This is a genomic window from Amycolatopsis sp. YIM 10, assembly GCF_009429145.1.
GTDB lineage: Bacteria > Actinomycetota > Actinomycetes > Mycobacteriales > Pseudonocardiaceae > Amycolatopsis.
Genome location: NZ_CP045480.1, coordinates 7,398,492 through 7,423,075, shown reverse-complemented (window position 1 = coordinate 7,423,075; position 24,584 = coordinate 7,398,492). Strand labels below are relative to the sequence as shown.

At 71.1% G+C, this 24,584-nt stretch carries 27 protein-coding genes and 1 pseudogene; 17 read left to right on the top strand and 11 right to left on the bottom strand.

What is annotated here, in order from left to right; translation table 11 throughout:
• The first annotated feature begins 74 nt into the window (after positions 1-74).
• Positions 75-2,687: a CHAT domain-containing protein gene (locus tag YIM_RS34975; RefSeq protein WP_153034377.1), complete on the top strand. Its 2,613-nt coding sequence runs from the start codon at positions 75-77 to the stop codon at positions 2,685-2,687.
• Here the strand turns inward: YIM_RS34975 and YIM_RS34970 are convergent.
• The gene (locus YIM_RS34970; protein ID WP_153034376.1) at positions 2,684-3,667 is read right to left on the bottom strand and encodes an NAD-dependent epimerase/dehydratase family protein; all 984 of its coding nucleotides are present in this window, start codon (positions 3,665-3,667) and stop codon (positions 2,684-2,686) included. The two genes, YIM_RS34975 and YIM_RS34970, sit on opposite strands and share 4 nt — an antisense overlap.
• Positions 3,668-3,765: 98 nt before the next feature.
• On the opposite strand from YIM_RS34970, the gene YIM_RS34965 reads away from it, so the two are divergent.
• The 3 genes and pseudogenes from YIM_RS34965 to YIM_RS34955 all read left to right on the top strand — a co-directional run bounded on the left by YIM_RS34965 (position 3,766) and on the right by YIM_RS34955 (position 5,510).
• Positions 3,766-4,176, top strand: coding sequence for a PPOX class F420-dependent oxidoreductase (locus YIM_RS34965; RefSeq protein WP_153034375.1), 411 nt, complete (start codon positions 3,766-3,768; stop codon positions 4,174-4,176).
• A gap of 77 nt (positions 4,177-4,253) precedes the next feature.
• Entirely contained in the window at positions 4,254-4,652 is a 399-nt protein-coding gene (locus tag YIM_RS34960) for a VOC family protein (RefSeq protein WP_153034374.1), read from the top strand.
• Between the two features lie 17 nt (positions 4,653-4,669).
• Positions 4,670-5,510: pseudogene (locus YIM_RS34955) on the top strand (sigma-70 family RNA polymerase sigma factor).
• Here the strand turns inward: YIM_RS34955 and YIM_RS34950 are convergent.
• Positions 5,500-5,715: a DUF6480 family protein gene (locus tag YIM_RS34950; RefSeq protein WP_153034373.1), complete on the bottom strand. Its 216-nt coding sequence runs from the start codon at positions 5,713-5,715 to the stop codon at positions 5,500-5,502. The pseudogene YIM_RS34955 and the gene YIM_RS34950 sit on opposite strands and share 11 nt — an antisense overlap.
• A 78-nt stretch (positions 5,716-5,793) precedes the next feature.
• Between YIM_RS34950 and YIM_RS34945 the strand changes: the two genes are divergently transcribed.
• Genes YIM_RS34945 through YIM_RS34930 form a run of 4 tightly spaced genes read left to right on the top strand, consistent with a single transcriptional unit; the run spans position 5,794 to position 9,231 of the window.
• Positions 5,794-6,378, top strand: coding sequence for an RNA polymerase sigma factor (locus YIM_RS34945; RefSeq protein WP_153034372.1), 585 nt, complete (start codon positions 5,794-5,796; stop codon positions 6,376-6,378).
• Positions 6,371-7,222, top strand: coding sequence for a CU044_5270 family protein (locus tag YIM_RS34940; RefSeq protein ID WP_153034371.1), 852 nt, complete (start codon positions 6,371-6,373; stop codon positions 7,220-7,222). The genes YIM_RS34945 and YIM_RS34940 overlap by 8 nt, the downstream gene beginning before the upstream one ends.
• 16 nt (positions 7,223-7,238) lie before the next feature.
• Positions 7,239-7,997 (top strand): IclR family transcriptional regulator, encoded by a 759-nt coding sequence (locus YIM_RS34935; protein WP_153034370.1) that lies wholly within the window; start codon positions 7,239-7,241, stop codon positions 7,995-7,997.
• A 49-nt stretch (positions 7,998-8,046) separates the two neighbouring features.
• Positions 8,047-9,231, top strand: coding sequence for a 4-hydroxybenzoate 3-monooxygenase (locus YIM_RS34930; RefSeq protein WP_153034369.1), 1,185 nt, complete (start codon positions 8,047-8,049; stop codon positions 9,229-9,231).
• On the opposite strand, the gene YIM_RS34925 is transcribed toward YIM_RS34930, so the two are convergent.
• On the bottom strand, positions 9,225-9,914 hold the full coding sequence (locus YIM_RS34925) for an SRPBCC domain-containing protein (RefSeq protein ID WP_153034368.1): 690 nt from the start codon (positions 9,912-9,914) through the stop codon (positions 9,225-9,227). The genes YIM_RS34930 and YIM_RS34925 overlap by 7 nt on opposite strands.
• Positions 9,911-10,492, bottom strand: coding sequence for a helix-turn-helix domain-containing protein (locus YIM_RS34920; protein WP_153034367.1), 582 nt, complete (start codon positions 10,490-10,492; stop codon positions 9,911-9,913). Before YIM_RS34920 ends, YIM_RS34925 begins: the two co-directional genes overlap by 4 nt.
• 89 nt (positions 10,493-10,581) lie before the next feature.
• Between YIM_RS34920 and YIM_RS34915 the strand changes: the two genes are divergently transcribed.
• Positions 10,582-10,791 carry a hypothetical protein gene (locus YIM_RS34915; RefSeq protein WP_153034366.1) on the top strand — a complete coding sequence of 70 codons (210 nt, stop codon included), beginning with the start codon at positions 10,582-10,584 and terminating at the stop codon, positions 10,789-10,791.
• 64 nt (positions 10,792-10,855) lie between these two features.
• Here the strand turns inward: YIM_RS34915 and YIM_RS34910 are convergent, their stop codons facing one another.
• Positions 10,856-11,668 (bottom strand): SAM-dependent methyltransferase, encoded by an 813-nt coding sequence (locus YIM_RS34910; protein ID WP_153034365.1) that lies wholly within the window; start codon positions 11,666-11,668, stop codon positions 10,856-10,858.
• Between the two features lie 148 nt (positions 11,669-11,816).
• On the opposite strand from YIM_RS34910, the gene YIM_RS34905 reads away from it, so the two are divergent.
• From YIM_RS34905 to YIM_RS34895, 3 genes are all read left to right on the top strand, one after another.
• Positions 11,817-13,154: a cytochrome P450 gene (locus tag YIM_RS34905; RefSeq protein WP_228004210.1), complete on the top strand. Its 1,338-nt coding sequence runs from the start codon at positions 11,817-11,819 to the stop codon at positions 13,152-13,154.
• Between the two features lie 85 nt (positions 13,155-13,239).
• Entirely contained in the window at positions 13,240-14,316 is a 1,077-nt protein-coding gene (locus YIM_RS34900) for an alpha/beta hydrolase (RefSeq protein WP_228004209.1), read from the top strand.
• Between the two features lie 241 nt (positions 14,317-14,557).
• On the top strand, positions 14,558-16,468 hold the full coding sequence (locus tag YIM_RS34895) for a bifunctional diguanylate cyclase/phosphodiesterase (RefSeq protein ID WP_228004208.1): 1,911 nt from the start codon (positions 14,558-14,560) through the stop codon (positions 16,466-16,468).
• Positions 16,469-16,473: 5 nt separating this feature from the next.
• Here YIM_RS34895 and YIM_RS34890 read toward each other — a convergent pair whose 3' ends face one another.
• Complete coding sequence (locus YIM_RS34890; RefSeq protein WP_153034362.1) at positions 16,474-17,031, bottom strand: TetR/AcrR family transcriptional regulator; 558 nt, start codon at positions 17,029-17,031, stop codon at positions 16,474-16,476.
• A gap of 92 nt (positions 17,032-17,123) precedes the next feature.
• On the opposite strand from YIM_RS34890, the gene YIM_RS34885 reads away from it, so the two are divergent.
• On the top strand, positions 17,124-17,633 hold the full coding sequence (locus YIM_RS34885; protein ID WP_153034361.1) for a DoxX family membrane protein: 510 nt from the start codon (positions 17,124-17,126) through the stop codon (positions 17,631-17,633).
• Here YIM_RS34885 and YIM_RS34880 read toward each other — a convergent pair.
• The 3 genes from YIM_RS34880 to YIM_RS34870 form a co-directional block, all read right to left on the bottom strand.
• A complete protein-coding gene (locus tag YIM_RS34880) occupies positions 17,576-18,160 on the bottom strand; it encodes a ClpP family protease (protein WP_228005053.1) in 585 nt (194 codons plus the stop codon). The two genes, YIM_RS34885 and YIM_RS34880, sit on opposite strands and share 58 nt — an antisense overlap.
• A gap of 103 nt (positions 18,161-18,263) precedes the next feature.
• Positions 18,264-18,752 carry an N-acetyltransferase gene (locus YIM_RS34875; protein WP_153034359.1) on the bottom strand — a complete coding sequence of 163 codons (489 nt, stop codon included), beginning with the start codon at positions 18,750-18,752 and terminating at the stop codon, positions 18,264-18,266.
• On the bottom strand, positions 18,749-19,729 hold the full coding sequence (locus tag YIM_RS34870) for a helix-turn-helix domain-containing protein (RefSeq protein ID WP_153034358.1): 981 nt from the start codon (positions 19,727-19,729) through the stop codon (positions 18,749-18,751). The genes YIM_RS34875 and YIM_RS34870 overlap by 4 nt, the downstream gene beginning before the upstream one ends.
• A 165-nt stretch (positions 19,730-19,894) precedes the next feature.
• Here YIM_RS34870 and YIM_RS34865 point away from each other — a divergent pair, with 165 nt between their 5' ends.
• Positions 19,895-20,428 carry a DUF6069 family protein gene (locus tag YIM_RS34865; RefSeq protein ID WP_153034357.1) on the top strand — a complete coding sequence of 178 codons (534 nt, stop codon included), beginning with the start codon at positions 19,895-19,897 and terminating at the stop codon, positions 20,426-20,428.
• Here the strand turns inward: YIM_RS34865 and YIM_RS34860 are convergent.
• Positions 20,416-20,865 (bottom strand): cupin domain-containing protein, encoded by a 450-nt coding sequence (locus YIM_RS34860; RefSeq protein WP_194239854.1) that lies wholly within the window; start codon positions 20,863-20,865, stop codon positions 20,416-20,418. The genes YIM_RS34865 and YIM_RS34860 overlap by 13 nt on opposite strands.
• An 82-nt stretch (positions 20,866-20,947) precedes the next feature.
• Between YIM_RS34860 and YIM_RS34855 the strand changes: the two genes are divergently transcribed.
• Genes YIM_RS34855 through YIM_RS34845 form a run of 3 tightly spaced genes read left to right on the top strand, consistent with a single transcriptional unit; the run spans position 20,948 to position 23,673 of the window.
• Positions 20,948-21,826, top strand: coding sequence for a LysR substrate-binding domain-containing protein (locus tag YIM_RS34855; RefSeq protein WP_153034355.1), 879 nt, complete (start codon positions 20,948-20,950; stop codon positions 21,824-21,826).
• Entirely contained in the window at positions 21,823-23,061 is a 1,239-nt protein-coding gene (locus YIM_RS34850; RefSeq protein WP_153034354.1) for an SLC13 family permease, read from the top strand. The genes YIM_RS34855 and YIM_RS34850 overlap by 4 nt, the downstream gene beginning before the upstream one ends.
• A gap of 9 nt (positions 23,062-23,070) precedes the next feature.
• Complete coding sequence (locus YIM_RS34845; protein WP_153034353.1) at positions 23,071-23,673, top strand: HAD family hydrolase; 603 nt, start codon at positions 23,071-23,073, stop codon at positions 23,671-23,673.
• Here the strand turns inward: YIM_RS34845 and YIM_RS34840 are convergent.
• Positions 23,664-24,551 (bottom strand): LysR family transcriptional regulator, encoded by an 888-nt coding sequence (locus YIM_RS34840; RefSeq protein ID WP_153034352.1) that lies wholly within the window; start codon positions 24,549-24,551, stop codon positions 23,664-23,666. The genes YIM_RS34845 and YIM_RS34840 overlap by 10 nt on opposite strands.
• Positions 24,552-24,584: the final 33 nt, after the last annotated feature.

The following is a 24,584-nucleotide window of genomic DNA, read 5'->3' as shown; positions in this document are numbered from 1 at the left end:
GATCTTCAGCCCGCCCGCCGCCATCCGGCTGGGCGGGCTGACTTTGTGGCTACGTTCTGTGTTGTCATAGAAGGGTGCCGGTAATCGAGCAGCGCCCGATCGAAGTGATTCGCCGGGTTCGTCAACTCCACCAGAGCGGGGTGGATGCTTCGTGTGCCCAGCGCCAGCACGAAGCGACCCGCCTGCTGCGCAAAGGTGTCCGGCTGCTCGACTCGATCCATCCGGTGGCGCCCGAGCACCAGGACGACTGGCTGCGCATCCGCATCCGGCTGCTGACCACGCTCGCCTTCTCCGAGGCGGAGACGGTCGGCTTCGCCAACGGCCTGGCCCGGCTCGATGACGTGCTCACCGTGATCGAGCGGTTCGAGGACCCGACGGTGCGCGCGGAGCTGGTCGCGCCGGTCAACCACAACCGCGGGCTGCTGCTGATGGGCGGTGGCCGCAACGAGGACAGCATCGCGCACTTCGACGCCGCGCTGGCCTATCGCGAGGAAAGTCTGGTCACCGCGGCGAATCCGGTGCCGGTGGTCGAATCGCTGCTGAACACGCTGGCCACCCGGGGACTGGCCTACATCCGGCTCGGCCGCGTGAAACGCGCGCGTGAAGACCTCGGCCGGGGGATCAAGCTGGCCGAGAAGTACGAACTGCGGATTTCGGTTGCCGAGATCCGCCGCCACCTCGGCACCTTGGAGCGGCGGATCGGCAACGTGCCCGCCGCACTGCGCTGTTTCGAGGAGAGCGAACGCTCTTACCGGGCGCTGGACGCGGAAGTGCCGCCGCAGCTGCGGTTCGAGCAGGTACAGGCTCTGCTCACCGCGGGGCTGTCCGACGAGGCGGGCAGGCACCTCGACGAAGTCCTGCCGGCGCTGCGGAAGGAGCAGAGCAATACCCGTGAGCTGGGCGACGCCGAGTTGTTCCGGGCGGAGGCGGCGCTGATGTCCGGCGATCTCGACCTCGCGCGGAGCCTCGCGGAGTCCGCGCGTCAGCGGATGCGCCGGTGGGGCTGTCAGACCTGCGTGGCCAACGCGACCATCATCGGCCTGCGTGCCGACACCGCGGATGCCTTGCGCACCGGGGAAATCCCGGCCGGGCTGCCCGCCCGCGCGCTGCGGCACGCGCGCGCCATGTCCGCGCCGAGGCTCGCCGAGCAGGCCACCGTGGCCAAGATGCTCACCGTCCGGCTGGAGATCCGGCGCGGCAACCTGCGGCGGGCGGGCACACTGCTGGCCGAGGTGCCGCGGCCGGGCCAGCTCACCCCGATCGACCATCGCATGCTGCGACGGCTGTGCCGGGCCGAACTCGCCGTGGCGCGCGAGGATCGGCGCACCGCGCTCGGTGAGATCCGCGCCGGGCTGGCCGAGCTGGACCGCGTCCGCAACCGGATGGGCGGCCTGGAACTGGTGTCCGGCACCGCCCTGCACGGCCGCGAGCTGGGTGAGCTGGCCGTGCGCCTGGTGCTCGGCGGCGAGGATCCGCGACGGCTGTTCGACTGGCTGGAGCGCACGCGCGCGCAGACCTACCGCTACGAACCACAGGCCCAGGACGAAGATCCCGAACTGGCCGAGTGCGTGGCCGAGATCCGCGGCCTGACCCAGTCGATCCACCAGGCGCTGCACGACGGGCACCCCACCGCGGCGGCCAAGGCGCGCCGGGCCGACCTGCTGCGCGAGGCGCACCGGATGGGCTGGCACGCCGGGAACTGGGGCAAACCCCGTCCGGTGGCCAAGATGGACGAGGTCGCGGCGCGGCTGGGGAACCGGGCGCTGGTCAGTTTCGCCGCTTCGGCCGACGAACTGGTCGCGGTGGTGGTGCTCGACGGTGGCGCCAGCATCGTCCGGCTGGGCTCGGCCGAACAGGCCGCGGAGAGCGCGCGCATGCTCAACGTGGACCTCAACGCGATGGCGCCCGACCACACCCCGCCCCCGCTCGCCGAGGTGATCATGACCTCGGCGCGGCGGCAGGCCGAACGCCTCGACGTCCAGCTGGTGCGGCCGCTGCTCGAGGTGACCGGCGAGCGCGACCTGGTGATCGTGCCGACCGGCGGGCTGTACGCGGTGCCGTGGGGTGTGCTGCCGAGCCTGCACTACCGGCCGACCGTGGTGGCGCCGTCGGCCACCGCGTGGCTGTCCGCGGACCTGGCCAAGGCGGGCCGCGCGCGCAAGGTGGTGCTGGTCCGCGGACCCGGTCTGCCCGCCGCGCGCGCCGAGATCGACAAGCTGGCCACGCACTACCGCGCGTCGAAGCAGTTGTCCGGGTCCGGCGCGACGGCGACGGCCGTGCTCCCGGCGGTGGACGGCGCGAAACTGGCCCACATCGCCGCGCACGGTGCGCACGAACCGGAGAACGCGTTGTTCTCGCGACTGGAACTGGCCGACGGCGCCATGTTCGCGCACGAGATGGCCGGGCTCAGCCGCCCGCCGCGGCAGGTGGTGCTGGCCGCGTGCGAGCTGGCGCTGAACCGCATCCGGCCCGGTGACGAGGCGCTCGGCTTCGCCAGCGCGCTGCTGGCCAGTGGGTCCCAGACGGTGATCGCGCCGTTGAGCAAGGTCGGCGACCAGTCCTCGGCGGCGGCGATGGACGACTACCACCGCGCGCTGGCCGGCGGTGCGAGCCCGGCCGTCGCGCTCGCCGACGCCGTCGCGGTGGACCCGATGCGACGCCCGTTCGTCTGCCTCGGTGCGGGTTAGCCCAGCAGTTCCGCTTCTTCGGCATCGGTGAGCCCGGCGGCGCGAGGACGCTCGTCGCGACGGAGTTCCTCCGCCAGCGCGGAGTGCACGGTTTCGGCGAGCGGGCGGATGGTCAGCCCGGCGTCGCGAGTGGCGCTCCAGTCGTGGGAAACGAGGCCGTAGAAGGACTCCGGCAGCCACAGCGGCAGGGATTTCCGGCCCTGCCAGTGATTCACCCCGGCAGTCTGGAGTTCCGCCGGGGCGAGCGGTATCGGTTCGGTGTTGTCCTGGCCGACGATCTCGGCGATTTCCCTGAGCGTGTCAAGGAAGTTGAGGGTCGGGCCGACGGCGTCGAAGGCACCGGTGAGGCGCTGTTCGGCCGAGCTGACGACCCACTGGGCGAAGTCGCGCGCGTCGAGGTGCTGGATGGGCTGGGCGGGATCGTCCGGCACGACCACCCGGCCGCCGCGGTGGAATCGCCCGGCCCAGTAGGCGAAACGATCGGTTTTGTCCCCCGGGCCGCTGATCGGTCCTGGCCGCACGATCAGCGCGCGGTCGCCCATCGCGTCGCGCACGGCGTGCTCGCTGGCCACCTCGATGCCGCCGTAGTGCTCCGGGGTGGTGTCGGTCAGCTCGACGCGTTGTTCATCGTGGACCGGCGGTACCTGCGGGGCGTCGGCGGTCTGGTGCATGGTCGCGGTGTCGGCGTAGGTGTTGATACTGGATACGAAGGTCCAGTGCCCGGCGTCCACCGCGCGCAGTGCCTCGCGAACCCAGCCGAGCGCACCGTAGGCCACGTCGACCACCGCGTCGAACCGCTCGCCGGCGAGCGGGGCCAGCGCGTCCGGCACCGATCTGTCCACTTTGACCAGTCGAGCACCCGGTGGCACCGCGCCGGACCGGCCGCGCGCCGCGCAGACCACCTCGTGGCCGCGTGCCACGCCTTCGGCCGCGATCCAGCCGGAGCCGTGCCCGGTGCCGCCCAGTACGAGCATTCTCATGCTGCCGACCCTCGCCGTTCGCGCGGGCGGAAGCGAGCGGAATCGCTACCGGCGAACGGGGTTGACTTCAACCTAAGTTCAGGTTGTCCACTGTCGGCATGTCCTTCACCACCGCGGAACTCGCATTCCTGAACGAGCACGACCTCGGCCGGATGGCCACCGTGCAGCCGGACGGCACGCTGCAGGCCAGCCCGGTCGGATACCACTACAACGCCGAACTCGGCACGCTCGACGTGCGGGGCTTCAACCTGGCGAGGAGCCGGAAGTTCCGCAACATCGAGGCCAACGGCCGGGTCGCCTTCGTGGTCGACGACCGGCCGTCGCTGGATCCGCCGCGGGTGCGCTGCCTGGAGATCCGTGGCCGCGCCGAGGCGGTCACCGGCATCGACCCGGACGGAGGTCTCGACGGCTCGGTCATCCGCATCCACCCCGAGCGGATCATCAGCTTCGGCATCGACCAGCCGGACACCGAGCCGCACGAGCTGACCACGAACAACCGGAACGTCTAGCGCGCCTGTTACCTCTGCCCGCCGGGCTCCGTCATATCGGTGTCGGACCGAAGGACAAAGACGGAGTGGAGAGCGGGATGCTGACGAACATCATGTACGTGACGGTCTACGTCACCGATCAGGACCGGGCGCTGGAGTTCTACACCGACGGGCTCGGCCTGGAGAAGGAGGTCGACTACCCGGGGCCGGAGGCGCGCTTCCTGACCGTGGGCGTTCCCGGAAGTCCGGTCAAGATCATTCTCTGGTCGCACGCGCCGGCCGCGGGACAACCGGCCGGACCGGGCGCCGCGCCCGGTCCGCTGATCCTCGAGTCGGACGACCTGAGAAAGGACTTCGAGGCGCTGCGAGAGCGGGGCGTGACCTTTGTCGAGTCCGAACCGCGGGAGTACCCGTTCGGCCTTCGTGCCGAGGCGGTGGATCCGGACGGCAACCGGATCTCACTCCGCCAGCAGGGCTCCGGGAAGATGTCGAAGTGACCGACCGCAGCCGGGCGATACTGGTGGCCGAGGTGTTCGATGCCCAGCGCGACCGCCTGTACGCGGTCGCCCACCGCTTGCTCGGCTCGCACGCCGACGCCGAGGACGTGGTCCAGGAGGCCTGGTTGCGGCTGTCCCGTCAGGACACGGCGGTGATCGAGAACCTGGCGGGCTGGCTGACCACCGTGGTCGGCCGGATCAGCCTGGACGTCCTGCGGTCGCGCCAGTCCCGCCCGGAAGCGCCCTACGCCGAGCTCGTGGTGACGGCCGACGACGGGCCCGCGCCCGAGGAGGACGCGGCGCTCGCCGACTCGGTCGGGCTCGCGCTGCTCGTGGTCCTGGAGTCGCTCAAGCCGAGTGAGCGACTGGCGTTCGTGCTGCAACCTGTTCGCCGTGCCGTTCGGCGAGATCGGCCAGATCCTCGGCAAGTCCGCCGACGCCACCAAGATGCTCGCCAGCCGGGCTCGCCGGAAGGTGCGGGCGACCGAGCAGCCCGCGGGTGCCGGGCGGGAACAGCGGGAGGTCGTCCAGGCCTTCCTGGCGGCGGCTCGCGGTGGCGACTTCGAGGGGTTGCTGCGGGTTCTCGACCCCGATGTGAAGCTGACCGTCGACAGCCCCGACGGCGTGGTGGTCGTGCTCGGTGCCACCAAGGTCGTCGCGGGTGCGCGGCTGTCCGCGACCGCGGCGGCGCGGGGCCAGGCGGTGCTCGTCGACGGCCTGCCCGGCGTCGTGTCCTGGCGCGAAGACGGTGCCCCGCTCTCGGTCATGGCGTTCACCGTCGTCGATGGCCGGATCGCCGCCATCAAGGTGGTCACCGACCCGGCCAAGCTCGCGTCGATCGAGCGGCTCACATCTTGAGCCAGCCCACCGCCAGCGCGAACAGCAGCGCGGCGACCAGCAGCGTGCCCAGGGCGGCGAGCACGATGGCGACCACCGGCACGCCCTTCGACGGGATCGGCTGCGGGTGGGACAGGCCCGACGTCTGCCCGGACTCGGGCGGGGTGGCACCCGGCTCGACGCCAGGGGTGGTGTCGGGTTCGGGGTCGGGTGGTGTCGCGGTCATCCGCCTCGGCTACCCGGCCCCGGCGGCGGTTAACCGGCACGCCGTGAACCCGATCGGCCGGATCTGCGGATACCGGGTATGAGTCGAGACGACGGAGACGCTGACGTCGTGGTGATCGAGCGGTCACGGGCCGAACCGGCCCGGTTCGCCGAGATCTACGACCGCCACGCCGCGCACATCAAGCGGTACCTGGTGCGCCGCATCGGCACCCAGGCCGCGGACGACGCGCTGAACGAGACGTTCCTCGCCGCCTTCGGCAAACGGCATCGGTACGACCGCGCCTTTCCCGACGCGCGACCGTGGCTCTACGGCATCGCCACCAGGGTGGTCGGCCAGTACCGCCGTGACGAGGTGCGCGAATACCGGCTGCGCGCCTCGCTGAGACCGGCCGACCAGGTGGACGGGCCCGCCGACCGGGTCGCGGCCAAGGTCACCGCGCAGGCCGGTTCGGTGGCGATGGCCACCGCGCTGAGCGCCCTGTCCGACGGCGACCGCGACGTGCTGCTGCTCATCGCCTGGGAAGGGCTGAGCTACGAGGAGGTGGCCACCGCGCTCGCCATCCCGGTCGGCACCGTTCGCTCGCGGCTCAACCGCGCCCGGCGCAAGGTCCGCGGCGCGCTCGAATCGGACGCACGCACTCTCGAGGAGATCAACCATGGATGAGCTGCAGTCGGTCCGTGACTTCGCCGGACCCGCCACCCTGCCCTCGCCGGAAGAACTCGCCCCCGGCCGTGACCGCCTGACCGCCGCGTTCGCGCCGCCGCCCCGCCGCTCGCGGCGGCTGATCTGGGCGGGGGCGACCGCGGTCGGGCTGGCTGCCGCGATCACCGGGGTGCTCGCACTGGCACCCGCCGAGGTCGGGCCGCCCGCCGCGCACGCCGACCCGGTTGTCGTGCTGCGCGAGGCCGCCGCCGCGGCGCTGCGGGAACCGGCGGTGGATCCCCGGCCGGACCAGTTCGTCTACACCCGGACGCAGACCCCGGATGGCGTGCGCGAGGCCTGGCTGTCCGCGGACGGCACCCACGACGGCCTGATCAAGAACCCCGGCGAGGCGGGCGTGCCCAGTCCCGGCTGCCGTGACGGGAAGCAGGCCGTGGTGAAGGGCAACGAGCCCGTCCCCGGCCGGTTCGACTCCTGCGAGCCGATCCCGGCGTTCCAGGGTGACGTGCCGGAAACCCCGGACGCGATGATCGACTGGCTCGCGCGCAACCAGAGCGGCGAGAAGGGCGACGTGAACGCGCTCGGCAAGGACATCGTCTACCTGCTGTCCGAGCACTACCTCCGCCCGGCGGCCCGCGCGGCACTGCTCGAAGCGGCGACCCGGATCCCGGGGCTGCGGGCGGTGCCCGACGCCACGGACGCGGCCGGCCGCACCGGCGTCGGCATCACCTGGGACCGGGCGGGCACCACGTTCGTCTTCGACGCGCGGACGCACGTGCTGCTCGGGCACCCCGGTTCGGCGGTGCTCGACCGGGGGATCGTCGACCAGGTGGGCCAGACGCCGTAGCGGCAGACTGGGCACCATGGTCAAGCCCGCGCACGGGGAGTCCGTGGTGTCCAGAGTGGTGCGGATCGTCGAGACCTTCGGGTCGGACACCCCGGCACTGCGGGTCTCCGACGTCGCCCGCCGGGCCGGGTTGCACGTGGCGACCGCGTCCCGGCTGATCGACGAGCTGAGCAGGCACGGCTGGCTCGAACGCGACGAGGACCGCCGCGTCCGCGTCGGCGTCCGGTTGTGGGAGCTGGCCTCGCGGGCCTCGCCGACCCTCGGGTTGCGCGAGGCCGCGATGCCGTTCATGGAGGACCTGCACGCGGTGGTCGGTCACCACACCCAGCTCGGCGTGCGGCAGGGGCGGGAAGTGCTGTTCGTGGAACGGCTTTCGGCGCCGAACGCGGTGCTCAACATCACCAGGGTGGCCGGGCGGCTGCCGCTGCACGTGTCCTCGTCCGGGCTGGTGCTGCTCGCGCACGCCCCGGCCGAGGTGCAGGAGGAGGTGCTGGCCGGGCCGCTGAAACCGCAGACGGGGAACACCCCGGTCACGGTCACCGACCCGGCGCGGCTGCGGCGCCTGCTGGCCGACGTCCGCCGCGACGGGTACGTGGTCTGCCGCGGGTTCATCGACGAGGAGACCGCCGGGGTCGCGGTGCCGGTGCGCGGGCCGGGGGAGCAGGTGCTCGCGGCCCTTTCGGTGATCGTGCCCAACGACCGCAACACGCGCGCGCAGGTCCCGGCCCTGCGCGCGGCGGCGCGCGGGGTTTCCCGGGTGCTGTCTTCTCAATGAATGAGAATGCGGTAGTGGTGCCCGGCCGCGCCCGCGCATTCTTCCCGGCATGACGACGCGAACCAGGGTGGCGATCATCGGGGCCGGTCCGGCCGGACTGCTGCTGTCCCACCTGCTGCACCTCGAAGGCATCGATTCGGTGCTGATCGAGCGGCAGAGCGCGGAGTACGTGCAGGCCCGCATCCGCGCCGGCATTCTGGAGGCGTCCACGGTCGAGCTGCTCAAGCAGGCGGGCGTCGGCACCCGGCTGGCGGCCGAGTCGATGGAGCACCGCGGCATCTATCTCCAGTGGCCCGGCGAACGCCACCACCTCGACTTCGTCCGGCTCGCCGGGCGCTCGGTGTCGGTGTACGGCCAGACCGAGGTCACCAAGGACCTGATGCGCGCGCGGGAGGAGGCCGGTGGGCAGGCCTTCTACCAGGCTTCGGAAGTCGCGCTGCACGACGTCGGCACCGACCGCCCATCGGTGACCTTTGTGGACAGTGACGGGCGGCCGCAGCGACTCGAAGCCGAGGTGATCGCCGGATGCGACGGTTTCCACGGCCCGAGCCGCGGTGCCGTCCCGGAGTCGGTCCGCAACACCTGGGAGCGCGAGTACCCGTTCGCGTGGCTTGGTGTGCTGGCCGAGGTCGCGCCGTCCACCGACGAGCTGATCTACGCCTGGCACCCGGACGGTTTCGCCATGCACAGCATGCGTTCCCCGCGCGTGAGCCGGTTCTACCTCCAGGTGCGCCCGGACGAGGACATCGCCGAGTGGAGCGACGACCGGATCTGGACCGCGCTGACCACCCGCCTCGAAGCCGGGGAGCCCGGCTGGCGGCTGGAAACCGGCCGGATCACCGAGAAGAGCGTGCTGCCGATGCGGAGTTTCGTCGCCACGCCGATGCGGCACGGCAGGCTCTTCCTGGCCGGCGACGCGGCGCACATCGTGCCGCCGACCGGGGCGAAGGGCCTGAACCTCGCGGTCGCCGACGTCGCACTGCTGGCGCGGGCGCTGACCGCCTGGCTGCGCGAGGGTTCGGCCGGGCTCGCGGAGTCCTATTCGGACACCGCGCTGCGCCGGGTCTGGCGGTGCACGCACTTCTCCTGGTGGATGACCACCATGCTGCACCGCCACGGCGACGACTTCGACGCCCAGCTCCAGCTTTCGCAACTGCGGCGCACGGTCGGCTCGACGGCCGCGGCCACCGAACTCGCGGAGAACTACGCCGGTCTGCCGATCGGCTATCAGTGAACCGGGCTGTCCGAGGCTGACGGCCAGCGCTCGCGCCAGCGTTCGCCGAGTGCTTCGAACTCGGCGTCGTCCAGGCCGTACGTGGTCACGATGGCCATACCGCCACCGAAGACGAGCAGGCCGTTGCCCCATTCGTCGACGGACAGCCCGAGCTGGCTGTCCGACCGGAACCACACCCGGCCGTGCACTCGCTCACCGGCGATTTCGGCTTCGTACGGGGAACCCGGCGGGACATCGGCCACTTCGGACAGACCGAGTCGTGCCGCCGCCTCGTCGGCACGGCTTCGCTCGGTGCCGAAGAAGTGCGTGCGGCGCGGGGTGGTGATCCCGTGCACGAGCACGAACCGGAGTTGTTGCAGGAAGGCGATCCAGCCCTCGGTGATGTCCCGGTAGTAGGCGTCCCATTCGGTGTTGCCGCTCAGTGGGGCCCGCGTCAGGGTGATGCGGGCGCCGTCGCCGTCCGCGGTGACGGTGATCCGGTCACCGCCGTCCGCGACCAGCACGTGGTTCTCCGCGTCCTCGACCGCGTTGGCGAAGAAGATCTGGTCCACTTCGGCGTCCAGGTCGGCCGCCTGCCAGCCGTGCCACTGCAGCACGGATTCCTTGTCCCGCAACGCACGCCAGGCCGTTTCCACGGTGACCGGCACGCGGATCTCCAGTTCCGGCCGGTGGTCCTCGCTCATTCTCGCTCCTTCTGCTCCGCGGCGGGGTGCCCGCCCACGACGATCCGGTACGGGCGTCCCCCCGCGCTCTCGTAGCGCTCGGCCAGCTGGGCGATGGCCTGGGTCAGCTCGTCGGTGAACTCCTGCGCCTGCGACGGTCGCGCGAACCGCACTTCGGCCTCGATGGTGAAGGTGAGCAGCTTCTTGCCGCTCTCGGCGGCTTCCCCCTGCATGCGGGCGACGTCGCGCACGGTCGACGAGGCCACCTCGACCAGGTGCTCGGCGGCGTACTGGTCGTGCGGCACCTCCGCTTCGCCTTCGCGCATCACGCCCGGATCGACCACCAGCGCGCCCGGTTTCACCCGCAGGATCCGCTCGACGCAGCCCCGGCGCTGCCGCAGCTCGGCGACCTCGACCAGATCGGCCGCCTCGAGCGCGCGCAGGTGGTAGTTCACCCGCTGCCGGGGCAGGTCCAGCCGGGCCGCCAGCTGCGTGGCCGACGCGGGCTCACGCAACAGGGCGAGCAGGCGCCGTCGCAACGGCGGGAGTGCGGTGAGCACCCGATCCGGGTCGTCCAGGTAGTTGATGCCGCCGCTCATGGCACGAATGGTTCATTGGACAGTTTGATTTGTCAATAAGCGGATGGTTAGACTGGGCGCACGGGAGCACCGGACTTTTGGGGGATGTCATGGCGCACGAGGTGGAGCACCAGCAGTTCAACGCGGACCGGATCCTCGCCGGGTGTGCCATCGGCTCCGGCCTGGCCAGCCTGGTCGCCGGGTTTGTCACCACCGACGAGATGCTGATGCCGATGTTCAAGCTCGGCAACGACGTGCTGTTCTGGGGCGGCGGCATCCTGCTCGTGCTCGGGGTGCTGTTCGCCGTCGTCCGCGACTGAAAGCAGGGCGGCGTCGGCGAGTTCGGCGAGCCGGGTGGTCAGAACGCTCGAAGTGCTGCAGTTTTCAAAGCAGTCGGCCGACCCCCGCGTACGGCAGGTTGTTGATCGCCGGGTCCTCGGACATGTCGCCGACGCCCTCCGGATTCCACATGGCGCAGCCGACCAGCCCCGGCTTGACCATCTCGAAGCCGTCGAAGAACCGCATCACCTGGTCGTGCGTGCGCGGGAACGGCTGGTTCTGCGTGCTCCGGTACGCCTCGATCGCCTCGTCCAAGCCGGCCGAGCCGGCATCCGCGGCGACGTGAGACACGGCGAGGAAACTGCCACTGACCAGCTGCGCGCGGTACCGGGCCAGCAGCGCCACCGGATCCCACGAGTCCGGCACAAAATGCAGCAGCAGCAACATGAACAGGCCCACCGGCTGGGCGAAATCCAGCAGTGCGGTGGTTTTGGGCGAGGTCAGTATCTCCTCGACGTCGCGCAGATCGGCCTGTAGCGCCACGCACCGGTCGTTGCCTTCGAGCAGCAGCTGGCTGTGCGCCACCGCGACCGGCTCTCGGTCGACGTAGACCACACGGCAGTCCGGATCGATCGACTGCACGATCTCGTGCAGGTTGCCCACCGTCGGAATGCCCGAGCCGATGTCGAGGAACTGACGGACCCCGGACTCCACCATGTAGGTGGCCGCCCGGCGCAGGAACGCGCGGTTGAGCCGGGCCGCGTCGCGCACCCCCGGCATGATCCGCAGGATCTGTTCCCCCAGTTCACGATCGGCCGGGAAGTGGTGGTCGCCGTCCAGCCAGTAGTCGTACACCCTGGCCGGGTTCGGCACGTTGACATCGACCTCGGGGGGCACCCAGCTCAAATCCGGAATCACCGCGACTCCCGTCTGTTCGTGCGGAATCCGTCAGGCGCGGCAGTGTAGCCCTGCGCCGAGGAGCAACGGCGTTCCTCCGTTCGTGTGCATGCGGTGGCCGCCCGGTGCGCGCCCGCCCTACTGTGGCCGCCTCGCGACAGGAGGAAAAGTGGCCGGAGAACCGGAATCCGCGCCCGGCCGGTGGCCACTGCTCGGGCACACCGTGCCGTTGCTCCGCGACCCGCTCGGCCTGTTCTCCGCGGTGCGTGACCGCGGTGACGTGGTGAAGCTGTACCTCGGCCCGTTGCCGGTTTACCTGGTCACCACCCCGGAACTGGCCTGGCGGTTGCTGGTCACCGACGGGCCGAAGTTCGACAAGGGCATCGTCTTCGACAAGATGCGCCCGCTGTTCGGTGACGGCCTGGCCACCTCCAACGGTGAACTGAACCGGCGGCAGCGCCGTCTGGTGCAACCGGCGTTCTCCCGCGAGCGCATCGCCGGGTACACCGAGCAGACGATCACGGGACTGGCCGCGGAGTTCGCGAATTCCTGGCAGCCGGGGCAGGTCATCGCCTTCGACGAGCAGATGCAGGACTTCGCGCTGACCGCTTCGGGGCGCACGCTGTTCTCCACCGAACTCGGGGAGGAGGTGCTCACCGAGATCCAGCGCTCCATCCCGATCATGCTCAGGTACGTGCTACTCCGCGCGTTTTCCCCGAAGCTGGTGGAAAAACTGCCGATCCCGGCGAACCGGCGGTTCGACGCTGCGGCCGCGCGCCTGCGCCGGGTGATCACCGAAGCGGTGGTGTCCGCGCGGTCCTCCGGCGCCGACCACGGCGACCTGCTCTCGATGCTGCTGCTCGCCCGCGACGAGGAAACCGGCGACGGCATGAGCGACGAGCAGGTGCGCGACGAGGTGATCACCATTCTCACCACCGGCGCGGAAACCACCGCGGTGGCGCTGGCCTGGTTCTTCCACGAACTCGGGCAGCACCCGGAGGTGGAACGCCGGTTCCACGCCGAAATCGACGAGGTGCTCGGCGGGCGCCCGGTCCGGTTCGAGGACCTGCCCGCGCTCGAATACACCCACCGGATCATTCACGAGATCGGCAGGCGGACCCCGCCGCTGATCCTGATGCGCCGCGCGCGCGAGGACACCGAACTCGGTGGTGTGCCCATCCCGGCCGGGGCCGAGGTCGCGGTCAGTCAGCACACATTGCACCAGGATCCCCGGTATTTCCCCGATCCCGGCCGGTTCGACCCGGACCGGTGGACGCCGGAGCGGATGGCGGAGCTGCCGCGCGGCGCGTTCATCCCGTTCGGCGCCGGCGCCCGGCTGTGCCCGGGACACTTCCTCGCGCCGACCGAGATCGCCGTCGCCGCGGTGACCATCGGCGCGCGCTGGCGGCTGGTGCCGGTGCCGGGAAAACCCGTGCGCGCCAAGATCAAGGCCACCATGCAACCCGATCGGCTGCCCCTGCGCGTGACCCGGCGTGACACCGTGTGACATCGGAGGCCCACCTCAGGGTGAGTGATCGACTACCGCGTGTACCCTGTGCAGCTCTTCGCTGAACGCCACTCGGAGGTAATCCGTGAGAACGCCGACCAAGCTGACCGCCGCGATGTTCGCCTGCTGCGCTCTGCTGGGGAGCACCGTCGTGTCCGCTTCGGCCACCGCGGCTACGGCCGCCACCGCCGTCAGCTGCTCGGACACCGCTCTCCCGGTCAGCGGCCCGGACGGCCCGACCACCGTGCACGGCCGGTTCTGCCTGCCCGCCAGCACCACCCCGGACGCGGTGCAGCTGCTGGTGCACGGCGGTACCTACAACAGCGCGTACTGGGACATTCCCGAAGAGCCGGAACGGAATTCGTACCAGCGGGACATGGCCGCGCACGGGTACGCCACGTTCGCGATGGACCAGCTGGGCGCCGGTCGCAGCGGCAAGCCGCTCAGCCCGCAGCTGCTCCTGCCCGCGGCGGCGAAGGCGGTGCACGAGGTGGTGGGGCACCTGCGTGCCGGGCACGTCGGCGGCCACGCGTTCGGCAAGGTGGTGCTGGTCGGGCATTCCGTCGGTTCCGGCGTGGTCGCCGCGGAAGCGGCCACCTACCACGACGTGGACGCGGTGATCCTGTCCGGCATGACCCACCTGCCCGCGGTCCCGGTGCTCGCGCTCGGTGTGTTGTTCGGCCTGCAACCGGCTTTTGCGGAACCGCGGTTCCTCGGCAGTGACCTGCTGTATTTCACCACCAAACCGGGTTCGCGCGAGTGGTTGTTCTACCACCGGGAAAATGCGGACCCCGGCGTCATCGCCGCGGACGAGGCGACCAAGGACCAGGTTTCCGTTCCGGGTATGGGAACCGTTGCGCTTTTCGGCATTGTGCTTCCGGTCACAAAAGGCATCGACGTGCCGGTGTTCCAGGCGGTCGGTGAAAACGACGTGCTTTTTTGCGGGGTGCTCGCCCTTCGGGACTGTTCCACCGCGGAAAAACTGCGGGCGCAGGAGGCGCCGTACTACGGGCCGGGTGCGCGGCTGTCCACCTACGTCCTGCCTGGAGCAGGGCATTCCCTGGCACTGCACCGAAATGCGGCCGCCTATCGGGAGGCCACCCGAACGTGGCTGAGCGGGGAGCTAGGATTGGCGCCGGAGGGTTACCACCCGATTGGATGACCCTTGAGTGGTGGGTGCCGGTAGAGAATCCGGAAGGATCTTTTCCGACCTCCCCAGCGAGCCGAAGAGACAGGCAGCAGTGACCGTCCCGAATCCGTACGAAGACGCGTCTTCGACCCCCGGCGGTGCGCCGTCGGCTCGGCGGCGCGCGACGCTGGCGCGTAAATGGGCGTATCTGATCGGCTCGACGGCCTATCTTCCATACAGTCACAAAGAACTGGAATCGCACCTTCGGGAACTGGTGGACCAATTGATCGACGTGGTCCGCAGTCGCCCGTTCGAGCCCGCGCCGGCGAGCCGCGCGGGTGCGCGCCTGGTGGAACTGCGCTGCGTCGGCCCGGACAGCCTGCGGCGCACGCTGGAGGTGCTCGGCAAGGCGCTCGCCCGCGACCAGCCGGCGGACCGCGTTGTGCTCACCCTCGGCGCGCTGACCACCGGTTACAGCGAAGCCCAGCGCGAGATGTTCCAGAAGCAGCAACGCGAACTCAACCGCACGCTGCTCGACGTGGAACGCGAGGCCCGCCGCCAGCAGGCGATGACGCAGGCGCAGTTCGAGGAGGTCTTCGTCGGCTCGGCCAGTGGCGTGGCGGTCACCGAGCTGGACGGCAGCCTGGTGCGGATCAACGCCGCGCTGGGCAAGACGCTCAACCGCGCGCCCGCCGACATCGCCGGGGTCAGCCTGTTCGACCTGATCCATCCGGAGGACGCCGCCGGGCTGCGCGAGGGGTACCGCGAACTGCTCGACGGCGAGATCAACCGGTTGCGGATCGGCCGCAGGCTGCTCACCGAGACCGGTGAAACGATGTGGGTGACCCTGACCGGCGGAGTGATCAGGGACGCGTCCGGCAAGGCGGAGCGGTTCGTCACCATCGTCGACGACGACACCGATGTCTCGCTGCTGCAACGAAGATTGAGCCACCAGGCACTGCACGACGCGCTGACCGGCCTGCCCAACCGGCAGTTCTTCAGCACCCGGCTGGAACGGGCGCTGCGGCTGGCCGATCCGGCCACCGGCATCACCGTGTTCCACCTCGATCTCGACGGTTTCTCGGTGATCACCGACGGACTCGGTCCCGGCAGCGGTGATCGTCTGCTGCGCAGCGTCGCCGGCACGCTGAAAGCCGTGGTGGCCGAGGAGAACGCGATCGTGGCGCGGCTCGGCGGGGACGAGTTCGGCATCCTGATCGAGAACACCGGGAGCACGCCCGACATCGGCACCACCATCCGGCGGATCAACCAGGAACTGGCCGAGCCGGTGTACCTCGACGAGCACACCGGCGTGGCGGTGTCGGCGACCTTCGGCGTGGCGCACCGGCCCTCGCCCGAGCTGGCGCCGAGCGAACTGCTGCGTGCCACCGACATGACGCTGCGCCGGGCGCAGCGCAACGGGCACCGGCAGTGGCAGGTGTTCGACCCGGCGCAGGACGCCCGCGACCGGCACGATTTCAGCCTCGCCGCGTCCATGGCCGGGGCGTGGGAACTCGGCGAACTCGAAGTGGTCTACCGCCCGGCGGTCCGGCTGGAGGACCGCACCACCACGGCGGTGGAGGCCCTGCTGCGGTGGAACCACGAACGCGAAGGCGCGCTCGGCCACGAGACCTGCGTGGAACTGGCCGGGCGCACGGGATTGCTGCTGCCACTGGGTGAATGGCTGTTGCGCACGGCCTGCGAGAAGGTGCGTGACGGGCAGAAGCACGTGCTCGTGGTCGGCCTGACTCCCGAGCAGGCGATCGACCCCGATCTGGTCGGCACGGTACGGCGGGCGCTGGCCGAAACCGGGCTGAACCCGGCGCGGCTGCGCCTCGGCTTCCCGGTGCGGGCGCTGCTGGCCGAACGCGGTGAGGCCGCCGACAACCTCCGCGTGCTCGCGGAAATCGGGGTCTACAGCGAAGTACTGGACTTCGGCGCGGGTGGTGACGTCGGCTGCCTCGGTGAACTGCCGGTGCGCACGGTGCGGCTGGCCCGCCGACTGGTCGACCGCAGGCACGAGGCCAGCAGCCTGCTGGTCGCGCGTTCGGTGGCGAACCTGATCGAGCTGGCGCACCTGGCCGGGACCACCGTGCTGGTGGACGGCATCGGCACCGCCGAGCAGGCGGACTGGTGGCGGCAGGCGGGTGCCGACGCCGGGTTCGGCCCCTACTTCTCGGTCTGAGGGACCTACTTTTCGGTCCGGGGGAACAGGAAACCCGCGATCGCCCTGGCCGTGACGGCGGGCTCGGCGTCCTGCTCCAGTGCGCCGCTGAGCACCAGCGTGGCGTACCCGTGCACGAGCGACCACGCGGCCACGCGCGCGAGGCGGTGGTCCGGGCCGGTGCGCGGGTCGGCGGCGACCCCGTCGGCGAGCGCGTCCCCGGCCCTGGTGCGCGCGGCCGCCAGCGCCTCGTCGTCGGCGCGGTAGAAGTCGGGGCGGAACATCACGTCGAAGTGCGCGCGGTGCTCGACGGCGAACCGCACGTAGGCCACGCCCATGTCGATCATGCCGCCACCGGCTTCGCGGGCTTCGGTGATCGCGTCGGCCAGCAGGTCGTACCCCTCGGTGGCGAGCGCGGTGAGCAAGCCGGCCTTGTCGCCGAAGTGGTGGGCCGGTGCCGCGTTGGACACCCCGGCGCGGCGCGCCAGCTCGCGCAGGCTGATCGAGGCCGGACCGGACTCGGTGATCGCCTCGACCGCGGCGGTGAGCATGGTCCGCCGGAGATCGCCGTGGTGGTAGGGCATGCCGGACAGCCTAGCCCAATCTAGGCATTGACAAGATGCGGCATCGAGCGCAATCTTGTCGCTGTCAAGTTCGATGGAGATTGGGGGACGGCATGGCGCCGTTGGTGATCCTGGTGGTGGTCACGCTGGTGGCACTGGTGCTCGGCGCGGCCGGTGTGCGGCGGCTGAAGCCGTGGCCGGTGGCCGTGCGCGGCGGGCTCGCCGCGATGTTCGTCGCGACCGGCGTGGCGCACTTCGTCGGCATGCGCGCGGAACTGGTGGCCATGGTGCCGCCGTCACTGCCCGCGCCGGAACTGCTGGTCACCGTGACCGGGGTGCTGGAACTGGCGGGCGCGGCCGGACTGCTGTGGGCGCGGACCGCGCCGTGGGCGGCCGGTGGCCTGACGCTGATGCTGCTGGCCATGTTCCCGGCGAACGTGCACAAGGCGGTCACCGGGATCGGCCTGCCGTGGGACGACCAGCTGGTGCCGCGGACCGCCATGCAGGTGGTCTTCCTGGCCGCGACGCTCAGCGTGGTCGTGCACCACGTGCGGGCAACCACTTCTCAGCCGGTCGCGGCGGTGGAACCGGCGGCGCCGACGATCCTGTCGACGAAGCCGTAGGCGAGGGCTTCCTCGGCGTCGAACCAGCGGTCGCGATCGGCGTCGGCGGTGATCCGCTCCACGGTCTGGCCCGTCTGGCTCGCGGTGATCTCGGCGATCCGGCGCTTCATCTTGCCGAACACCTCGGCCTGGATGGCCACGTCCGCCGCGGAACCGCCGATGCCCGCCGACGGCTGGTGCATCAGTACCCGCGTGTTCGGCAGCAGGAAGCGCTTGCCCGGTGCGCCGGAGGACAGCAGGAACTGGCCCATCGAGGCGACAAAACCGAGGCCCCAGGTGGCCACGTCCGGCTGGACCAGCTGCATGGTGTCGTAGATGGCCATGCCCGCGGTGACCGAGCCGCCCGGCGAGTTGATGTAGAAGGTGATGTCGCGGTCCGGATCGTCGGCGGCCAGCAGCAGCAACTGCGCGGTGATCCGGTTCGCCACCTCGTCGGTCACCTCCGAGCCGAGGAAGACGATGCGGTCGCGCAGCAGTTGCTCGTAGACCGAGTCGTTGAGGGACAGCCCGCTCGGCGGCGCGGACATCTCGGGAAGCAGCTCAAGTGTCATGACCGCGACGTTAGAGCGCAGAAACCGTTGGGCAGGCCCGCGTTCGCTCACAGCGAGGCGAGTTCGCCACAAGCGATCATCAGGTGCGGCCGAGCAAGTCGCTGATCCACGGGCGGAAACCGAGGCGCTCGTACAGGCTCGCCGCCCCGGTGTTCGCCGCCAGCACGCCGATCGACCAGTACTCGATCCCGCGGTTCTTCAGCTCCGCGCGGCAGGCCTCCAGCAACGCCGTGCCGATGCCGTCACCGCGCACCGCGGGATCGACCACCAGCGAATCGACCTCGCCCCGCAGTTCACCGAAGTCGAAGGTGGCGCCCGAAGGCAGCAACCGGCAGCACAGGTACCCCGCCGGCGCGTCCTGTTCTCCTTGGTGCGCGGTGAAGATCAGCGCCCTGTCCTCGCGCAGCCATGACCGGTACTGCTCGCGGCGCACCGACCAGGAGGTGATGTTGCCGCGCACCGGCAGGGTTTCGCCGACCAGCGACCGGTGGTGCTCGGTCAGCGCCACCCACAACGGTTCCAGCGCGCCGAGTTCGGCCTCGGCTGCCTGCCGGACGCCGACGGTCATGCGCTGATCTCCTCACGGACGCCGAACGTGCGGCGGTAGGCCGACGGCGCGATCCGCATCGCGGCGGCGAAGTGGTGCCGGAAGGTCACCGCGGTGTCGAAGCCGACCGCGGTGGCGATCCGCTCGATCGGGGTGTCGGTGGTCTCCAGCAGCGGCAGGCTGGCCTGCACGCGCTGGGCGATCAGCCAGCGGATCGGGCTGGTCCCGGTGGCGCGCAGGAAGTGCCGCAGGTAGGTGCGCGCGGACATGGCGGCGATCTCGGCCAGCTTGGCCACGGTGATCGGCTCGGCCAGGTGCTCCAGCGCCCAGGCCATGCTGCGCGCCACGTGGTCGTTGTCCGGATCGGGGGCCATCGGCGCCTCGATGTACTGCGCCTGCCCGCCGTCGCGGTGCGGCGGGATGACCAGGTGCCTGGCCACCGAGTTCGCCACCGCGGCCCCGAAGTCGGCGCGGACCAGGTGCAGGCACAGGTCCAGGCCGGCCGCGCAGCCCGCGCTGGTGAACACCCCGCTGTCCTCCACGTACAACGGGTTCGGGTCCACCTCGACCTGGGGGAACCGGCTGGCGAGCAGATCGGCGTAACGCCAGTGCGTGGTCGCCCGCCGCCCGTCCAGCAGGCCCGCCCCGGCCAGCGCGAAGGCACCGGAGCAGATCGACACGATCCGCGTGCCGCGGCGGTAGGCCCGCCGCAGCGCGGCGACCAGCTCGGGCGACGGATCGGCGGCGGGATCGGCCACGCTCGGCACGACCAGCGTGTCGGCGTCGGTGAAGTCGTCGAGGCCGTACGGGGTTTCCAGGGTGGCGCCGCCGATCATCCGCACCGGGCCCGGCTGCTCGGCGCAGATCTTCAGCCGGTACCAGGGCACCCCGAAACCCCGCCATTCGAGCCCGAACACCTCGGTCACGATGCCGGTCTCGAACGCGGACATGCCCTGGTACGCCAGTACCGCGACGCTGGGACCTGCTGCTTTCGCCATGGGAACCAGCCTAATCAGCGGACGCGGTTCGACCAGTGGCGTGACCGCCAACCACCGTCAAGATATCGCCACCGTCGGGTGAGCGGCCCTCGTCCCGGACGGCGGGGAAGCCGGAATCGCGCGAGAATCGGAGGTGGCCGGTGACTCACTACGGAGGAGCTCCCGATGTCCGACTACAACGCACCGCACGCGCGCGATGACCGGCCAGGGGTCGACGCGGGCCGGTTGTGGGCCGGCGGCATCGCCACCGCGGTGGTGGCCGCCCTGCTGGCGATCGTCGGCCTGCTGATCGCGCGCGGCCTGTTCGAGGTCGAAGTGCTCGCGCCGGAGGGCGAGGGGATCTGGGGCAACGCGAGCACGCCCTACTACGCGGTCACCGCGGCCGTGGTGGCGTTGCTGGCCACCGGGCTGATGCACCTGCTCAGCGTGGCCACCCCGGCACCGGGCCAGTTCTTCGGCTGGATCATGGCGCTGGTGACGCTGATCGCGGTGGTGCTGCCGTTGACGCTGACCGTCGACCTTGGCGCCAAGGTGGCCACCGCGTTGATCAACCTGGTGCTCGGGCTGGTGATCGGTGTGATCGTGCACAACATGGCGGTGAACGCGCGCACGCTGCACCGCCGCAAGCGCGCCACCGATCCGCAGGCACCGACCCGGCAGTGGAACCAGCCGCCGCCGACCACCTACTACGACCGCTGATCCAGGACGAAGTGCACGTCGTAGTCCTCGGCGTGCAGCTCGGTGAATTCGGCTTCACCGCGCTGGATCCGGCCCAAGTGCCGGAAGTACCCGAACCGGTCGACACCGGGAGTGAGCACGACGAGCAGGTCGGCCGGGTGTCCCGGGGCGGCGCCGAACGCGTGCGGCAGGCCGGGCGGCACGATCACCAGGTCGCCGCCGGAAACCGTGGCGTGCTCGTCGCCGAGCACGAACTCCGCCACACCGTCGAGCACGTAGAACAGCTCGGTGGATTTCGCGTGGTAGTGCGTTTTGGCTCCGGCGGCTCCCACGCCGAGCACGAGGCGGTTGGCGCCGAGCGCGCCGCCGGTGTGGGCGGCGTCGGCGAGCAGGTGGAACGCGCCGCCGGGCGTGGTGACGAGTTCGGCGGTGGCGGCGTGGATGATGTGCTTGGTCATGGCTCCAGTCGACATCGGGAAGAAACCGCGGACCAGCGGCGGTTGGAGATCGCGGGGATCACTGATCGAGATGGGGCGGGCGATGGAGTTGCGGCAGCTGCGGTACTTCGTGACCGTCGCCGAAGCGGGCGGGTTCGGCCGGGCCGCCGAGCGGCTGCACATCGTCCAGTCGGCGGTGAGCCAGCAGATCGGGCGGCTGGAGCGCGAACTCGGGGTGCGGTTGTTCGACCGGTCGGCGCGGCGGCTCACCGAGGGCGGGGAACGCCTGCTGCCCGAGGCGCTGGCGGTGTTGTCGGCGGCGGATAGGGTCCGCTCGGTGGCCGCCGAGGTGGCCGACGGCGGGGTGGTGCGGCTGGGCACCGTGCACGGGCCCGGTGACCGGATCTACCGCGTGCTCGGTGAACTCGCCGACCTCGCGCCGGAACTGCGCGTCCGGCTCAAGCGCCTCGCGCCCGCCGAGCGGCTCGCCGCGGTCCGGTCCGGTGAGCTGGACGCCGCGCTGGTCCGCGCGCTGCCCGCGGCCCGCCGGTTGGAGTTGCTGCCGGTCTGGCACGATCCGCTGCTCGTGGCGTTGCCCGCCGCGCACCCGCTGGCCGCGAAATCCTTGCTGTCCTTGGAAGATCTCGCCGACCTGCCCGTGCGGCTGGCTCCGCGCGCGGACAATCCGCCGTTCCACGACCTGATCCGCGACGCCTGCGCGACGGCCGGGATCGACCCGCCGGAGGGGCCGCCGTTCACCAGCCTGGCCGAGACCATGGCCGAGATCGCGGCGGGCCCGCCGTCGTGGACCGTGTTCTACGAAGGGACCGGACTGCCATCGGTGCCGGGGGTGGTCGTCCGCCCGCTGTCCGGTCAGGTGCTGACCACCTCGCTCGCCGTGCCACCGGGACCACCCGGACCGGCGTTGCGGCACCTGCTCACCGCGCTCGAGCGCACCGCCGGGGCAGTGGCGGCGGGGTGAACCTGTTCGCCGAAATCCTGGCCGTCGTGCTGCTCGCGCTGGTGCTGGCAGCCGCGGTGATCCGGCCGCGCGGGCTGCCCGAGGCGGTGGTCGCGGTCCCGGCCGCGGTGCTGCTGATCGCGGTCGGCGCCATCCCGGTCGAGCACGCCGGGGAGGAGGTCGTGCGGCTGGCGCCGGTGACCGGATTCCTGGCCGCGGTACTGGTGCTCGCGCGGTTGTGCGCGGACGAAGGACTCTTCCACGCCTGCGGGGTGTGGCTCGCTCGTGCCGCGGCCGGGCGGCCGAAACGGTTGCTGGGCGGGGTGTTCGGCATCGCGTCGGTGGTCACCGCGGTGCTCAGCCTTGATGCCACCGTCGTACTGCTCACACCGGTGGTGTTCGCGACCGCGCGACGGCTGGAGTTGCCGCCGAAGCCGCACGTGCACGCTTGCGCGCACCTGTCGAACTCGGCATCGCTGTTGCTGCCGGTGTCGAATCTGACCAATCTGCTGGCGTTCACGGCCAGCGGGCTCAGCTTCACCCGGTTCGCCGCGTTGATGGCGTTGCCGTGGCTGGTGGTGATCGCCGTGGAGTTCCTGGCCTTCCGGCGGTTCTTCGCCGCGGAACTGACCGGACGCGGCCGGCTCGCGGAGGAGCCGGTCGCGATGCCCTGGTTCGCGCTGGTCACCGTCGCGCTGACACTGGCGGGCTTTGCCGTCACTTCGGCGCTGGGCCTGGATCCGGCGTGGGCGGCCGCCGCCGGGGCACTGGTGCTGGCGGTCCGCGCGCTGGTGCGCCGCCGCACCACCGCGGGCGCGCTCGTGCGCGCGGCTTCGTTGCCGTTCCTGGCTTTTGTGCTGGCGCTGGGCGTGGTCGTCCGGTCCGTTGTGGACAATGGGCTGGCGGACGGCCTGCGCCGGCTGGTGCCCGGCGGCAGCGGACTGCTCGCGCTGCTCGGCATCGCGGTGGTCGCCGCGGTGCTGGCCAACCTGATCAACAACCTGCCCGCGGTGCTGGTGCTGCTGCCGCTGACCGTGCCTGCCGGTTCCGGCGCGGTGCTGGCCGTGCTGCTGGGCGTGAACATCGGGCCGAACCTGACCTACGCCGGTTCACTGGCCACCCTGCTGTGGCGGCGCGTGCTCCACGACCACGACACGGAGGTCAACCTGCGCGAGTTCACCCGGCTCGGCCTGGTGACCGTGCCCGCCTGCCTGGTGCTCGCGGTTATCGCCCTGTGGGGCGCGCTGCAGGTGTAGTAAGGACGGATGCGCGCGGAAGAGCTTCTTGCCGAACGTGATCACGTGCTGGTCGCGTTCGACGGCCCGGTCGCCGAGTTGCCCGCCGGGGACGGGATGGCCGGTCGGCTGCGGGTCATGCTGGGCGACGCGAAACCGCCGCGGAAGGTGGAGCGGACCGACGATCCATACGTTGTACTGGCCCACGCGGCGGCAATCGGTCCCGCCACGGAGCGCGCGGTGCACACCCAGCTGTGCCGCCTCGAAGCCGAGATGGTCGCGGCGGCGCGCCTGGCGCCCGGTGTGCTCAGCGCGTTCGCCCGGCTGGCGGCGGCGGGTACGCGGATCACTGTGGTCGGCGGCCTGGCGGCCGATCCGATCCGGGCCTTCCTGGTGGTGCACGGGCTGGACGAGCACGTGCGCCGGCTGGCCGGGCGCACCGGTCCGGACCGGATGACACCGGGCATGATCACCGCGGCGATCCGGGAACTCGTGGTCCCACTGGAGGCCTGCGCGTTCGTCGGCAGCACCGACAACGACATCGCTGCGGCGCGCGAGGCGGGCGTGGACGTCGTCCGGTACCGGCGCCCGTCGGAGGAACTGCCCTGGTTCGACGCAGTGGCTCAGGTGTAGACGCGGCGCAGGTGCTCGGCCAGCGCGGCGACCGCGCGCGAGGACTGGCGCACCCGGGCACCCCAGCACAGCAGGTGCCGCCGGTGTGCCCACGGATCGTGCAGTTCGCAGACGTCCAGTGCCCGCCCCGGCGGCACGGCGCGGCGTGGGATCACGGCGAGCCCGACCCCGGCGGCGGCCAGTGAGATCTGCGTGTCGAGATTCGTGACCAGCGTGCGGTACCGCGCCACCGGGGCGTGCGGTCCGAGGTTCTTGTCGATCCAGCGCTGCAACGGCGCGCTCGCGACCAGGCCGACCAGCGGGTGCTCGGCGATCTCGCGGTAGGCCAGCCCACCACGGCCCGCCAGCACCCCGCCCGCCTGGCCGACCACCACCAGCGAGTCGTCGCCGAGCAGTTCGGTCTCCAGCCCCGAATCCCGCGCCTCGTCCTCGATCACGATGCCGAGATCCGCCTCACCACTGGTGAGCATCCGCACCGTCTGCGGGGTCCGGCGTTCGAGCACGGTCACGTCCTGGTCGGCGTACTCCAGCAGGAACGCGATCAGCGCGGGCGGCACCAGGCGGTGCATCGCCGAACTGCCGGTGACCAGCACCAGCGGTTCGGCGGGGGAGCGGGCGTACCCGGCGACCGCGTTCTCCAGCCGGGCGGTCCGGTCGAGCACCTCCCTGGCGTGCCGGGCGAGCGTGGCCCCGGCCGGGGTCGGCCGCACCCCGCGCCGGCCGCGGTCCAGCAGCGAGACCCCGGCGTGGCGCTCCAGCGAGCGCACCCTGGCACTGGCCGACGGCAGGCTCAACCGCATTCGCCGCGCCCCGGCGGTGATCGACCCCTCGGTGACGATGTGCACGAAGAGCCGGAGATCGTCGAGGTCGTAACGCATGCCGATCAGCCTATGGCCTGGGCAGAGGCTGAC

Coding starts and splice junctions, on each gene's coding strand:
- YIM_RS34915 (WP_153034366.1), top strand. CDS start 10,582: ATGGCGCACGAGGTGGAGCACCAGCAGTTCAACGCGGACCGGATCCTC.
- YIM_RS34890 (WP_153034362.1), bottom strand. CDS start 17,031: ATGCCCTACCACCACGGCGATCTCCGGCGGACCATGCTCACCGCCGCG.
- YIM_RS34930 (WP_153034369.1), top strand. CDS start 8,047: ATGACGACGCGAACCAGGGTGGCGATCATCGGGGCCGGTCCGGCCGGA.
- YIM_RS34840 (WP_153034352.1), bottom strand. CDS start 24,551: ATGCGTTACGACCTCGACGATCTCCGGCTCTTCGTGCACATCGTCACC.
- YIM_RS34965 (WP_153034375.1), top strand. CDS start 3,766: ATGTCCTTCACCACCGCGGAACTCGCATTCCTGAACGAGCACGACCTC.
- YIM_RS34855 (WP_153034355.1), top strand. CDS start 20,948: ATGGAGTTGCGGCAGCTGCGGTACTTCGTGACCGTCGCCGAAGCGGGC.
- YIM_RS34935 (WP_153034370.1), top strand. CDS start 7,239: ATGGTCAAGCCCGCGCACGGGGAGTCCGTGGTGTCCAGAGTGGTGCGG.
- YIM_RS34920 (WP_153034367.1), bottom strand. CDS start 10,492: ATGAGCGGCGGCATCAACTACCTGGACGACCCGGATCGGGTGCTCACC.
- YIM_RS34960 (WP_153034374.1), top strand. CDS start 4,254: ATGCTGACGAACATCATGTACGTGACGGTCTACGTCACCGATCAGGAC.
- YIM_RS34880 (WP_228005053.1), bottom strand. CDS start 18,160: ATGTCCGCGCCGCCGAGCGGGCTGTCCCTCAACGACTCGGTCTACGAG.
- YIM_RS34950 (WP_153034373.1), bottom strand. CDS start 5,715: ATGACCGCGACACCACCCGACCCCGAACCCGACACCACCCCTGGCGTC.
- YIM_RS34875 (WP_153034359.1), bottom strand. CDS start 18,752: ATGACCGTCGGCGTCCGGCAGGCAGCCGAGGCCGAACTCGGCGCGCTG.
- YIM_RS34885 (WP_153034361.1), top strand. CDS start 17,124: ATGGCGCCGTTGGTGATCCTGGTGGTGGTCACGCTGGTGGCACTGGTG.
- YIM_RS34925 (WP_153034368.1), bottom strand. CDS start 9,914: ATGAGCGAGGACCACCGGCCGGAACTGGAGATCCGCGTGCCGGTCACC.
- YIM_RS34870 (WP_153034358.1), bottom strand. CDS start 19,729: ATGGCGAAAGCAGCAGGTCCCAGCGTCGCGGTACTGGCGTACCAGGGC.
- YIM_RS34860 (WP_194239854.1), bottom strand. CDS start 20,865: ATGACCAAGCACATCATCCACGCCGCCACCGCCGAACTCGTCACCACG.
- YIM_RS34970 (WP_153034376.1), bottom strand. CDS start 3,667: ATGAGAATGCTCGTACTGGGCGGCACCGGGCACGGCTCCGGCTGGATC.
- YIM_RS34845 (WP_153034353.1), top strand. CDS start 23,071: ATGCGCGCGGAAGAGCTTCTTGCCGAACGTGATCACGTGCTGGTCGCG.
- YIM_RS34865 (WP_153034357.1), top strand. CDS start 19,895: ATGTCCGACTACAACGCACCGCACGCGCGCGATGACCGGCCAGGGGTC.
- YIM_RS34945 (WP_153034372.1), top strand. CDS start 5,794: ATGAGTCGAGACGACGGAGACGCTGACGTCGTGGTGATCGAGCGGTCA.
- YIM_RS34940 (WP_153034371.1), top strand. CDS start 6,371: ATGGATGAGCTGCAGTCGGTCCGTGACTTCGCCGGACCCGCCACCCTG.